Origin of the sequence: Pseudomonas arsenicoxydans (assembly GCF_006438915.1) — a bacterium.
GTDB classification, from domain to species: domain Bacteria; phylum Pseudomonadota; class Gammaproteobacteria; order Pseudomonadales; family Pseudomonadaceae; genus Aquipseudomonas; species Aquipseudomonas arsenicoxydans_A.
The window spans coordinates 80,559-94,425 of sequence record NZ_RCZE01000012.1; the positions used below are offsets into that span (position 1 = coordinate 80,559).

General features: G+C 58.8%; 5 protein-coding genes. 4 read left to right on the forward strand and 1 reads right to left on the reverse strand.

The window, feature by feature from the left end:
- Window positions 1–73 precede the first annotated feature (73 nt).
- The 4 genes from purH (at window position 74) to EAH78_RS23415 (ending at window position 6,709) form a co-directional block, all read left to right on the forward strand.
- On the forward strand, window positions 74–1,681 hold the full coding sequence (purH, locus tag EAH78_RS23400; RefSeq protein WP_140669636.1) for a bifunctional phosphoribosylaminoimidazolecarboxamide formyltransferase/IMP cyclohydrolase: 1,608 nt from the start codon (window positions 74–76) through the stop codon (window positions 1,679–1,681).
- A 190-nt stretch (window positions 1,682–1,871) separates the two neighbouring features.
- Window positions 1,872–3,167, forward strand: a complete 1,296-nt coding sequence (purD, locus tag EAH78_RS23405; protein ID WP_140669637.1) for a phosphoribosylamine--glycine ligase — start codon at window positions 1,872–1,874, stop codon at window positions 3,165–3,167.
- Between the two features lie 100 nt (window positions 3,168–3,267).
- Window positions 3,268–6,048, forward strand: a complete 2,781-nt coding sequence (locus EAH78_RS23410; RefSeq protein ID WP_140669638.1) for a hybrid sensor histidine kinase/response regulator — start codon at window positions 3,268–3,270, stop codon at window positions 6,046–6,048.
- A 64-nt stretch (window positions 6,049–6,112) separates the two neighbouring features.
- Complete coding sequence (locus EAH78_RS23415; protein WP_140669639.1) at window positions 6,113–6,709, forward strand: MarC family protein; 597 nt, start codon at window positions 6,113–6,115, stop codon at window positions 6,707–6,709.
- Between the two features lie 21 nt (window positions 6,710–6,730).
- Here the strand turns inward: EAH78_RS23415 and EAH78_RS23420 are convergent, their stop codons facing one another.
- On the reverse strand, window positions 6,731–13,828 hold the full coding sequence (locus tag EAH78_RS23420; RefSeq protein ID WP_170219158.1) for a TcdA/TcdB pore-forming domain-containing protein: 7,098 nt from the start codon (window positions 13,826–13,828) through the stop codon (window positions 6,731–6,733).
- Window positions 13,829–13,867: the final 39 nt, after the last annotated feature.

The window sequence follows — 13,867 nt, forward strand, 5'->3', positions numbered from 1 at the left end:
TCAAACCAGAAAGGCGCCCGCGTAAAACCGGTCGCCTTTTTTGCTGACTCCTTTGCTTTTGATGGAAATTGAAATGACCGACCAGACTACCCGCCTGCCGATCCGCCGCGCCTTGATCAGCGTTTCCGACAAGACCGGGATCCTCGAATTCGCCAAAGAGCTTGAAGCCCTGGGCGTCGAGATCCTCTCTACCGGCGGGACGTTCAAGCTGCTGCGTGACAACGGCGTTGCCGCAGTGGAAGTCGCGGATTACACCGGTTTCGCAGAAATGATGGACGGTCGGGTGAAAACCCTGCACCCGAAAATCCACGGCGGGATCCTCGGTCGTCGCGGTATCGACGACGCCATCATGAACGAGCACGGCATCAAGCCGATCGATCTGGTTGCAGTCAACCTGTACCCGTTCGAAGCCACCATCAACAAGCCAGGCTGCGACCTGCCGACCGCGATCGAGAACATTGACATCGGCGGCCCGACCATGGTCCGTTCCGCGGCCAAAAACCACAAAGACGTGGCCATCGTGGTCAATGCCAGCGATTACGCCAGCGTCCTCGAAGGCCTCAAGGCCGGCGGCCTGACCTACGCTCAGCGTTTCGACCTGATGCTCAAGGCATTCGAACACACCGCGGCCTACGACGGCATGATCGCCAACTACATGGGCACCGTGAACCAGGCCGCTGACACCCTCAGCACCGAAGGTCGCAGCGAATTCCCGCGCACCTTCAACAGCCAGTTCGTCAAGGCTCAGGAAATGCGCTACGGCGAGAACCCGCACCAGAGCGCGGCGTTCTACGTTGAAGCCAAGCCTGCCGAAGTCGGCATCGCCACTGCGACCCAACTGCAAGGCAAAGAACTGTCGTACAACAACGTGGCCGACACCGACGCCGCGCTGGAATGCGTGAAGAGCTTCGTCAAGCCAGCCTGCGTGATCGTCAAGCACGCCAACCCGTGCGGCGTGGCCGTGAGCCCGGACGCCGAAGGCGGTATCCGTCAGGCCTACGAACTGGCCTACGCCACCGACACCGAGTCGGCGTTCGGCGGCATCATCGCCTTCAACCGCGAACTGGATGCTGAAACCGCCAAGGCCATCGTCGAGCGTCAGTTCGTCGAAGTGATCATTGCCCCAAGCGTCAGCGCAGAAGCCCGCGCCATTGTTGCCGCCAAAGCCAACGTGCGCCTGCTGGCCTGCGGCGAGTGGTCGGCTGATCGCGCCGCTGCGTGGGACTACAAACGCGTCAACGGTGGCCTGCTGGTGCAGAGCCGCGACATCGGCATGATCGGTGCCGACGACCTGAAAGTCGTGACCAAGCGCGCCCCGACCGAACAGGAAATCAACGACCTGATCTTCGCCTGGAAAGTCGCCAAGTACGTGAAGTCCAACGCCATCGTCTACGCCAAGAACCGTCAGACCATCGGTGTCGGCGCCGGCCAGATGAGCCGCGTCAACTCCGCACGCATTGCGGCGATCAAGGCTGAACATGCTGGTTTGCAGGTAGCCGGTTCGGTGATGGCATCGGACGCGTTCTTCCCCTTCCGTGACGGCCTGGACAATGCGGCCAAGGTCGGCATCACGGCGGTGATCCAGCCAGGCGGCTCGATGCGTGATGCAGAAGTGATTGCTGCTGCTGACGAAGCCGGCATCGCCATGGTATTCACCGGCATGCGCCACTTCCGTCACTAACTAGACGACGGCCGCACTGAAGCCGGCATCTGCTGCGTTGGAGCCGACCTCGATGATGCTCATTGCCAAAAGGCAACTCCGCTCATCGAGGTCGACTCCGCCTTGCATCTACCGACTTTATTGCGACCTCCTAGAGCGTGAAGCGCTTTAGGTTCTAAAAACAGAATTAGCGTCATCCGAGGTTTTTGAAATGAATGTTTTGATCATTGGCAGCGGTGGCCGTGAACACGCACTGGCCTGGAAAGTGGCTCAGGATCCGCGAGTGCAAAAAGTATTCGTGGCCCCCGGCAACGCCGGCACCGCCATCGAAGCCAAGTGCGAGAACGTCGCCATCGACGTGCTGGCCCTTGAGCAGCTGGCAGACTTTGCCGAGAAAAACGTTTCCCTGACCATCGTTGGCCCGGAAGTGCCACTGGTGGCTGGCGTCGTCGACCTGTTCCGCTCCCGTGGCCTGGATTGCTTCGGTCCGACCGCTGGCGCTGCCCAGCTGGAAGGTTCGAAAGCCTTCACCAAGGACTTCCTCGCGCGTCACAAGATCCCGACCGCCGACTACCAGAACTTCACCGAGATCGAGCCAGCCCTGATTTATCTGCGTGAAAAAGGCGCACCGATCGTGATCAAGGCCGATGGCCTGGCCGCCGGCAAAGGCGTGATCGTTGCCATGACCCTGACCGAAGCCGAAGACGCCGTGCGCGACATGCTCGCGGGCAACGCGTTTGGCGAGGCTGGCTCGCGCGTAGTCATTGAGGAGTTCCTCGACGGCGAAGAAGCCAGCTTCATCGTCATGGTTGACGGCAAGAACGTGCTGCCAATGGCCACCAGCCAGGATCACAAACGCGTCGGCGACGGCGACACCGGTCCGAACACCGGCGGCATGGGCGCTTACTCGCCAGCCCCGGTCGTGACTGCCGAAGTGCATCAGCGGGTCATGGATCTGGTGATCTGGCCGACCGTTCGCGGCATGGCCGAGGAAGGCAACGTCTACACTGGTTTCCTGTACGCCGGCCTGATGATCGACAAGGCTGGTAACCCAAAAGTCATCGAGTTCAACTGCCGTTTCGGCGATCCTGAGACCCAACCGGTGATGCTGCGTCTGCAGTCGAGCCTGGTCTTGCTGGTCGAAGCAGCTCTTGCGCAAGCGCTGGACAAGGTCGAAGCGCAGTGGGATCCACGTCCGAGCGTCGGCATCGTGCTGGCCGCTGGCGGTTATCCGGGTGACTACGCCAAAGGCGTGGCCATCAACGGTCTGGATGCAGCCGCCGCACTGGAAGGCAAAGTCTTCCACGCCGGTACTGCACTCAAGGACGGTCAAGTGGTCACAGCCGGTGGTCGGGTGCTCTGCGCCACCGCCATGGGCGCCAGCGTCGATGCGGCTCAGCAGCAAGCTTACAAACTGGCGGCAAAAATTGACTGGGAAGGCTGTTTCTACCGTAAAGACATTGGCTACCGTGCCATTGCCCGTGAACGTGGCGAAAGCCAGGAGTAAGGCCATTCATTCGGCCGGGCAAGGGCCGCTGGTCCTTGCCCCACTTTTCCGGCACCGCGCATCGTTATAATCTGGCATCAACCTACGAAGGGATTTCGCCGTGCGCTGGCTCAGGATTGCCATAAGCCTTACCGTCACTCTGCTGACCTTGCTCTGCATGCTCCCGGCCCAGGCCGCGCAAGGCAGTGGCTGGGCAGTGTTGCTCGACGAACAGGGCGATCTGCAGCTTAGCGACATCCGTTCCGCTCGCTACACCAACCAATTCAGTCCCATCGAACTTGATCGCCTCACGGCGTCCGAGCCCGATGGCGCGTTATGGCTACGCTTCAGGCTCGCCCCCGGCAAGCATGAACAATTGCTGCGGGTGTTCGCGCCCGACCTTTCATCGCTCAAACTGTATGTGCTCGACGGCGACAAGCTGATCGATCAAGTGCACACCGGCACCGGGCAGCCCCAGGCTGACCGCCCCCTGCCCAGCAGCGAATTCATGTTGCCCCTGCCGCAAAGTGACACGCCCCTCGACGTCTACGTGCGACTGGTCTCTGACCATCAGCTACGGCCTTATATCACCCTGCAATCGGCGGTCATGACCGCAGCCAGTCAGAACCAGACGCTGATCTACGGCCTGCTGTTCGGTTGCCTTGGCATGCTGATCCTGCACAACTTCGTCCGTTACGCCTACACACGTTCGCGCAGCAGCCTTTGGCTGGCCTGGTGTGAAGGGCTGTTGATGCTCAGCTTGCTGTTGCTGCTGAACCTGGCCGGGCCCTGGTTGCCGAACTGGCATGCCATCCAGACGCCGGGCGCCTACATCGCGTTATTGCTGACGGCACCGAGCGGCTTAATGCTCGCCTGGTGCTTCTTTGCCCCGCTCGGCCCTCACCCGCTGAACAAACTGCTGCTGGCGGACATTCTGTTCATCGTCGCCTGCGGCCTGCTGTTGTTGTTCGTCAATACCCTGCCGTTGAACATCATTACCTACGCCCTGGTGGCTCTGGCAGGCCTGAGCATGTTGTTCGTCAGCGCTTATCACTGGCAAAAAGGTTATCGTCCGGCACGGTTTTTCGTCGCGGCGATGGTGGCGTTCAACCTTGGTGCCCTGATCATCCTGCCCGCCCTGTTGGGACTGACTCAGGTCGCGCCGCAAGGTCTGATCACTACACTTCTGGTGTTCGTCTGCATCAGCGGCCTGCTGATGAGCATTGCCCTGAGCGAACGTCAACGCAGCATCACTGAAGATCGCTTCAGCGTCAGTCGCGACCTGGCCGCCAGCAACGCAGAGATCAACGCCAAGGCCGAATTCCTGGCGAAAATCAGCCACGAAATCCGCACCCCCATGAACGGCGTGCTGGGCATGACCGAGCTGCTGTTGGGCACACCACTGTCGGTCAAGCAACGCGACTATGTGCAAACCATCCATAGCGCCGGCAACGAACTGCTGACGCTGATCAACGAGATCCTCGACATCTCCAAGCTCGAGTCAGGGCAGATCGAACTGGACGATGTTCAATTCGACCTCAACGCCTTGATCGAGGACTGCCTCAGTATCTTCCGCGCCAAGGCCGAGCAGCAGAATGTCGAACTGATCAGCTTTATTCAGCCGCAAGTGCCGCGCGTCATCAGCGGTGACCCGACGCGCCTGCGCCAGACCCTGCTGAGCCTGCTGGAAAACGCGCTGAAGAAAACCGAAGAAGGCGAGATCCTGATCGTTGTCGCCCTTGATGAACGCAGTGCCAAACCACGGTTGCGCATTGCCGTGCAAGACAGCGGTGTGCCGATGGAAGCCGAAGAACGCGATGCCCTGATGCACGCCGAACTGCACAGCAAGCACTTCCTCTCGGCGACGCGTCTGGGCGGCAATCTGGGGCTGGTGATCGCGCGTCAGCTGATCCGCCTGATGCAGGGTGAGTTCGGCATCAAGACCGGCGCCAACCAGGGCAGTACCTTGTGGCTGACGTTACCCCTGGACCCGGACCGGCTCGAGCATCCGACCTCTGACCTCGACGGCCCGCTGCAAGGTGCGCGCGTACTGGTGGTGGACGATAACGACACTTGCCGCAAAGTGCTGGTGCAACAGTGCAGCGCCTGGGGCCTGAACGTCAGCGCCGTGCCGTCCGGCAAGGAAGCCCTGGCATTGCTGCGCACCAAGGCGCATCTGCGCGATTACTTCGATGTGGTCCTGCTGGACCAGAACATGCCCGGAATGACCGGCATGCAACTGGCCGCCAAGATCAAGGAAGACCCGAGCCTCAATCACGACATTCTGCTGATCATGCTGACCGGCATCAGCAATGCCCCGAGCAAGATCATTGCGCGCAACTCGGGCATCAAGCGCATCCTCGCCAAACCCGTGGCCGGCTACACCCTCAAGACCACCCTCGCGGACGAATTGAATCAGCGCAACAAAGGCCTGGCCGTGTCGCACCATATGCCTTCTGGCCCGGCGCTTCCGGTCAAGGTCCCGAGCGACTTCCGTATCCTGGTGGCCGAGGACAACACCATCTCGACCAAGGTGATTCGCGGCATGCTCGGCAAGCTCAACCTGCAACCGGACACCGCCAGCAATGGCGAAGAAGCCTTGCAGGCGATGAAAGCCCAACGCTACGACCTGGTGCTGATGGATTGCGAAATGCCCATCCTCGATGGCTTTTCTGCCACCCAGCAACTGCGCGCCTGGGAAGTTGGCAATCAGCGGATTCGCACACCCGTGGTGGCGTTGACGGCGCACATCCTCGCCGAGCACAAAGAGCGCGCACGTCAGGCCGGCATGGACGGGCACATGGCCAAACCGGTCGAGCTGTCGCAGTTGCGCGATTTGATCGAACACTGGGTGGCGCAGCGTGATCAGCAAAACCGTGCCGCAGCGACGCCTGCCTCCTGAGCCGACAGACCTCGCAACGCCTGATAGACTCCCCATCGACCTCCCTGACCTGCGAGCTCGCGCCATGCTCCAAGTGTTGTTTAGCGTTTACCTGAAGATGCTGGTGCTCTACAGCCCATTCTTCGTGTTGTCCTGTTTCATCAGCCTGACCCGCGGTTATTCGCGCAAGGAACAACGACGCCTTGCCTGGAAAGTGGCGCTTGCCACGCTGGTGTCCAGCGTCTTGCTGTATCTGTTCGGGCGGGTGATTTTCAGTGTGTTCGGTATCACCGTGGACGCGTTCCGCATCGGTGCCGGCAGTGTGCTGTTCATCTCGGCACTGGGCATGGCCCAAGGCAAGTCGGCGGTGCAAACCGACAACGTGCAGCAGGACGTCACCATCGTCCCGCTGACCATTCCCCTGACGGTCGGCCCCGGCACCATCGGCGCATTACTGGTGATGGGCATAGGCCAACCTCATTGGGACGACAAACTCACGGCCATTCTCAGCATTGCCCTGGCGAGTTTCACCGTCGGCGTGGTGCTTTATCTGTCGAACCACATCGAGCGTATTCTCGGTGACCAGGGCTTGCAGATTGTCAGCCGGTTGATGGGATTGTTTGTGTGCGCGCTGGCGGCACAGATTATTTTCACGGGTGTGAAAGGTTATCTGGTGCCGTAAGCAGGCAAGGGACGCTACGCCCTAAAAAGACGGCTCTGCCATCACCTCTACCTGATCATGCGACATCAGCTCTTTTAACGTTGCACTGACGGACGTGCCTTTTTGCCTCATCAACTCGGCCACTATCTGCGATACCGCGCAGGACCTGTAACCACTGAGCGCAAGAAACACATCACCACGCAACGTCACATCCGATGAGTAAACCCCACGAAAGATCAGGCTGTGCCCGCTGGACGAGTCGTTCATCACCAGGTGTTCATCGACCAGGCTTACCCACCACTGATCCGTAACCAGGGCGTCCAGAATCACCTTGCCCGGGATCGACGGTGGCTGCTCAAGCGGATAACGGCAATCGACGATGACAGACTCAAGTTTCAACCACGCCGCTCTGGTAAGCCGGCTGGTCGTTGCACCTTGACCCATTTTGAGCACCAGTATGCGGACATCATCGGCAATCAACGGGAGCAGGTCCGCACTCATTTTCGGCCCTTCGATCACCAATACCTCGGCGTTTCGCTGGATGTAGTCGAGAGGGCCGACCTTGGTGTTTTGCGGATACGTGTGCAAAAAGCCGTCCCCGTGTTCATGCAGCATCACACTGGTTTGCTGCCGGGTGCCAACGAGCGTGTACTGCGCAGCAATGGTGGCCTTCGGGATGCGGATCAATCGTGCGGTCCGGACCACGTACCATTGCAAGTAGTCAGGGTCTTTGACGGACACAAACTCAGCGCACCGGTGTTCGTTCGCCATCCGTGCCAGGCCTTCACTCAATTCTCCTTCCAGTGCAGCGACCCAATGGCTGCCAACGCCTGTAATCCGTGGCTGCTCGTTATGCTGTAAATCCACCTCCAGACCTTCTGAGGTCGTTGCCCTCAGGCCAGCCCCCGCCACTGCAACATCGGCAAAGGTCCAAGGCGCCCATTCCTGTTGCGCGGACGGTAATGCCTCAGCCACCAACAGTCTCACTCCCTGTGCAAATGCCCCGCTCAAACGGTCCGGATCGATAAAGCGCTGGCGAAAAATCTTGCCCGTGGAAAGATCAAACAGCCAGACGGCCTGGTTGTCCGGGGTAATACTCAGCAACCGTACTTCTTTTCCATGACCAGGATCCGAGAGCAACAGCCGATCGTCCAGGTACCAGGCGCACAAACCGGTATCGCCCTTGAAACTGGCTAATCCCAGGATGGCAAAGCTCGACACAGGGTAGTCCGTGGCCACCGTTGCCAGCGCCGACCACCACTGGGTTCGATCCTTGAACCAGGTCTCGGTCAGCCCGCCCAATCGCAGATTCCCGTCAGGCGTCATATTGAAAAACAGCCCAGAGTCGGTCAGCACAAGATAGTCCTGCCCGACGGCAGCAACATTTTTCAGCCCTTGGGGCCCGACGTCTCTGAATGTCCATTGCACGCGACCATTCACCATCGACTTTTGCAGTCGAATGAGGCGTTGCTCAGGCTTGTCGTAGGTGACAAACACTTCGCCCTCGGCACCGGCAGGAGCGATGAGCAGAAGGTCGGCCAACGCCTTGACCGAGTCCGCCCATCCTCGCGTACGGTGACGCCTGGCAGGTGCACGGATGATCAACCCGTCACCGTCGCGCACCCAGACCAGATCCCGCCACGTGGCATCAATCTGCCAACAAATCGATACCAGCGCACCAGGGCGCCAATCCACCGTATTCGCGGACTCTCCCGGCAACACAAAGTGACCCAGCACCTGCTTCCAGTCCGTCAGCGTGTCCGCGTCCAAAACAGCCTGCAGCGCAGGATCCTGACCGCGAGTAATCGAGTTGAGCAACACTGCCTGATCACGGATCCGGTAGGTCAGCTCATCAGGCTCGCCTTCTTTTCGAGTGAGCTGCTGCACCACCTGAATGCTGCCATCGGCCATGGCCTCACAACCGACAATCGCCAGGCCATCTCCTACCAACAAACGATAACGCCGAACCAGTGTGCCGGTGGTTGCGTCGACCTGCCAGACGTCGAAACTCTCAGGGTGATAGAAAAAGGCCGAGCCCTCGACCACTGCTCCCAACACGGCCTCATCGGCCAACAAGACACTCGGCTCGCGGATATACAGAAAACGATCCTGAGCCGAATCGTAATACGCGGCCACCTTCCTCGGCTCGTCCGGTTTTTCGAACGGAACCACGAACTCATGAACGGGGGTATAGGGCATGACCAGACGATGTTCACGGGCCAGTGACTTGAAGTGATCCAGCAACGCTTGCTCCCCGAGAGCCGGGTCGGCCGACTCTTCGACCACCTCCAACTGTCGGGCAGCAAGATCAACACGCACGATTTTGTTACCCGCAAGCTTAAGCAACACATCATGAACGCCGCGGCCAATGAACTTCACGTTCAGCGTGCCTGAGATCAGGCTTGCCGACTGTTCGACTCGAACATCTGCCTCATTCAACCAGGGAGCCAGCAGCATCCAGCGCATTGCGGTGTGGCCCGGCGCATCGAGTTCCAGGCTCACGCCGGGATTGAGCAGCACGGAACATTGAGCACCTGCACCTTCAATCCGGTAGGTGATCATGTTGTGCCACACCTTGGGTAAAGCAGGCACTACCAGCGAGCGCTCGACGTTGTCGAGTCGAACGTCGAAAACCGTTGGTTTGTAGACGGGATTCAACTTGTTGACGACGTACTCACCGGGAAACGAGTAGAACGAAAACAGAAACTGCCATTGCCCCTGTTCGTTCTTTTTCTCCAGCCGACGTGCCGTGTCGAATCCACCGGCATGACGAAGCGTGACAAATGGCAACGCCTTGTATTCGTAGCCGTACCACGTCTTCGGTGTGCAAGGCAGAACGATCGTCTGTCCAGGCTGCGGTGCGAAAGGCGCCGAGTCCGGCAACTCAAGTCCCTGGCGGATATCGACGGCGCGGTCGTAATCCACATCGAAATCCGGAACCCCGAAATGGTCCCGAAGCGGAAACAGCTTCGGGCTGTCGAAACGGACCCTGGATGCGCGTAAATCAAGATCGGCGAATACCAGCAACGGATGCGCAACCCAGGCATTCGACGCCGTGTCCAGGTGATAGCCGCCTTGCTGATAAGCTTTTTCCACACCCTCAAAAAACAGACCGACCTCTTTAACCTCCTCGGCAATGCTGGCAAAACCTTCCGCCAGCGCAGTAACACCCACCGCCAGTCCGCCTAAAATGACACCGGCGCCCCCCAGCACCGCGGCCACCGTACCCGCGCCAGCCAGCGCGGCACCCAGACCGGCGATGCCCAACACCGCACTCGCAGAGTCGAACGCCAACTGCGTCCCGAACTGCGCCTTTTCAATGTCATTGGTGGCCTGGTTCAACTGATAAATATCAAACCCGACATTCACCATCCCCAATACCGTTGCGACACCTTCATTGGCAACATGCCCCAAGGCTTTTTGTACCAGCGGTACGCTGGTGCGAGCGATCAGCTTTTCATCATCAAGTGCCTGACGCACCAGTGTCACCACGCCAATCACATCCACCACGTTGCCATGGGCCAGTTGGGCGTAGTTGACGTAGGCATGCAAACGAATGGCGGTGGTCAGGGCCTTGTCACCACCGCTGGACGCGCGCTCTTGATGACGTAGCGAGTTCATCAAGGCCTGAATGGTGAAACCGGCATTGAGGGTATGAACGCTGCCGGCGTCCGTAGGATCCGGCGCATTGATCGGCCCACGCGGACGGGTTGCCAATGAACGGAAGGTTTCCGTGAGGAAGTTTTTAATCCTCAGGAACCGGTGGTCGTCGGTGGTGACACGCTCAATGGTTTGCGGACTCGCCGGATCGACCAGACTGATTTTGTAAGCCCCTTGAGGGGTTATTTCCAGTGTCTCGAACAGTACAACAGCACTCGACGTCAGCCTGTGTTGCTCCTGCAACTGCCGTGTCGCCTGCGCGATCTGCCCACCCCACCAGTGAGCGTCCAGTTCCAGCAATGAACTGCCCAGCACCACGTTATTGACCAGCGATTGCCCACGGGCGCTGGCCAGCCGTTGCCTTACCCGAGGTGCCGTTTGCTCCGGCAATGTTCCTGGGGCGGACAGGCTGGAAACCCGGGCACCCGATGGCAACACCCGTTCATTGAGCAGGGCAGCGTCGAGTTCAATCAAGTCAAAGGTCGGACGCGTAGCCTCTCCGTAGGCCGCGTAATGCCTGGCCATCTCCTGACCAATGAAAAAATGTTCCAGCGCTTCGCCGAATGCTCCAGCGGTATCGAACTCGAAAACACCAAAATTCGGGTCGTAAAAATGATAGGTGCTGCGTCTACCGTCGGATGTTTTTGCCACCAGCATCGAGTGATTGTCAGAATTGAGCATCAGCGTGCGGGTGCCGGTTTTTTCTTCCAGCTTAGTGATGACTTGCGCCAGATCCGAGAGAATTACCGCTGCACCGATGTCGTGGACGTCGGTATCGCGCAGCTCCTCGATGATGCTCACAAACGCATTCGAATCGCTGGCGTCGGGCTCCATGACCGCCAGGTAAAACCGCTCCCGCAGGATGTTGGCTGCGTCGCCGCCTTTACCGATTGCAGCGGCCATGGCCAATGCCAGCGGGTAACAGCGCCCGGCGATCCGGTCACCTGAGCCCTGAAGCAACAAGTCTTGCGGCACCAGTTTGAAACTGCCGCGGTCGAAGCTTTCCAACACGTCAGTCATCCGCTCGCTAACCCGGTCACGGTATTCGAGTTTTGCCACCTGCTGGATCCGGGCAACCTGACGCCCCCATTGCTCCAAGGTCAGTGAGCGCTCAAGCGCCTGTTTTTTCAGCTCGATACTGGTCTCGGACAACGCAATGGAGGGCGCCGAGGCACCGGCCATGCCCGCCACGAACGCCGGGTGATTTTGTTTGAAAAGCTCCCGTTCAATGGCCCCATATCGGTGCGAAACACCCAATTCGGACACCGTATTGGCAAGGTTCTCCAACCCGGCGTTAATCGCGCCGAAGCTGCGGTCATCCATTCCCCGTGCACCCAGCAACGAACCGATCAACAACCGCTGCAGTGGGTTCAGTTGCTCGACCTTCAACATGCCCCTGCTGATCCGGTGAAGCAGTTCATCGAGTGGAAAAACCCGGGCCGCCTCAACAACGACAGACGTCGGCGGTACCTCGACTTCTTGCGCGAAGATGGATTGCCGCTCGTCAAAATCCAGCAGCAATGACTTGTCGAAGATCACTTCACCGGTGATCTGCTCGCTCATTGCTTGCAAAAATGGTTCGCCAAGCCACTGCGCCAGCGACTGCAGCCGCTCGGTCGATAACACATGCCGTCCCTCGATCACCGGCCAGCCATGGTCGAAATGGAGGGTTTGGTTATCCAGCAACTGGTCCATGTTGCCGACGTAGCGCGCCTTAAAGTTATCCTTCTCCCACCGTTGTTTTTCTTTAATCAGCCATTGAGCCGTATCGCTTTCGTTTTCCTTCCAGGAGTGATCCAGCTCCTCCTCGGTTGCCCGGTTGACGGTCGCAGTGGCGGCAATAGCGACGTCCGCTCGCCAGGCTTGAGCCGCCATAGGAGTGAAGTACGTTTTGGCGTACGCTGCGATTGCGTCTCGCATCGCAGCAGGTCCGGTCAGGTAGATCGTCACTTCGCTTTGCGGCCGGATACCATCGCTGTAATAGGCCGCTGCCGCTTCAACCAGAAAGCCGAGGGACAGTTCTTCTTCCGGCGGCAGTGCGACCAAGGGACCTACTCTGTTCTCGACGACCTCCAGCGCAAGACCGCTCATGGCCTCGGTGTCGATCAAAGCAATCTTTCGCTCCATGGCCAATCGGGCAGTGGCATCGACAATTTCATAGTTGAATCTGAATCGTTCGATGACGGCGCTGAGCATTGCCGACCCGGCATGAGCCATCAGGAATGCATTATTCAAACTACTTTGTTCGGCGACAGCCCGCAGACCGTTCGGACGAACAAGGCCCTCTGCGGACGGGCGGAAAACGCGGTTCAAGGCAGGGCGACTTTTTGCAAAACGTTCCAGATTCGAACGATGTGCCTCGGGGATTTCCTTGAAATAGTCAGTGTACTTGCTGCGAAGTGCCTGACGGCCCGGTATCCATTCAGGATTATGATCAAGCATTAACTGCAGCACACCCAGACGCGCATCACTGCCGAACTGGCTAATGTCCACTTCGTCCAGCACGTCCAGAAGAGGCGGCAGGTTATCTACATCTGCGTAACGTCCCCCTTCAGTAAACAACGCCTCGACGCGTACAACATCGGAAGCGGCGGCCAGGTTGCCGCGCAGTCTGATTTCTCGTTCGTAAACAGACTGTAGTTGCAGCGGTGCGCCATTGTTCGCCAGATCCCGAAGTTCAACACCGCCCTCGCCCAGCGCCGAAATGCTCTTGTTGTTTTTTGCCTTCAAGGCGTTCAAGTCCGCTTCGTTCTGGCCATAACCCCGGACCAGAAGATCGATTCGTGCGTCGTCGGCTTTTTCTCCGCGCTCGACAGCCTGGGTTATATGCGCGCTCATTTGTTGCTTCAGGACAATCGCCCGCTCTTCGTACTTGTCGCCGAGTTCGATGGCCGTCTTGCTGCTGCTCCCTCCCTTGAGCATCGCCTCAGCTTTCGCCGCCTCGACAATGATCCGATTGGTCTCGTAGGCCATTAGCGCGTCGCTGTCATACCAGAGTTTGATGCTGTGGCCTTCCCCGGCCATGACCTGCTTCCAGAGAGTGATGTAATCGCGCTGAATATCCCCGATGCCGCCGCCGAGCCAAACGAAGTGCAGGTTCTTCGGCACTTCAATCGCTGCGACGGTCAGTTCTTCGACGCTATGGGACAACCGTGTCTGGAACGTTTCGACCCGCTCAAGAATGTCCGTCAGGGTCGCAGACGGACCTGCTCCCGGTTCTGCCAGCACCTTCACCTCTGCCGAGCGCCGGCGTCGCCCCGAGGGTTGGGTAAAAGACTTGAGCGCCTGAAGCAGCAAGCCGAGCGGCGTACGCATTCGTGGAAAATCAAGCACGCTGATACAACCGAAGTAATAACGAAAGACCGCGTCATAATCGTCTGTCCCTTTGTGTTCCTGTAACGCCTGCTCAAGTTCAGACACTTTAAAAAGATCGACAAAACTGACGTAGCCGTTCGCACGACGAACTTCCTGCTCATTCATAGAAAACTTCCTTGTTAAAAAATAGCCGGCAGCGAGCGG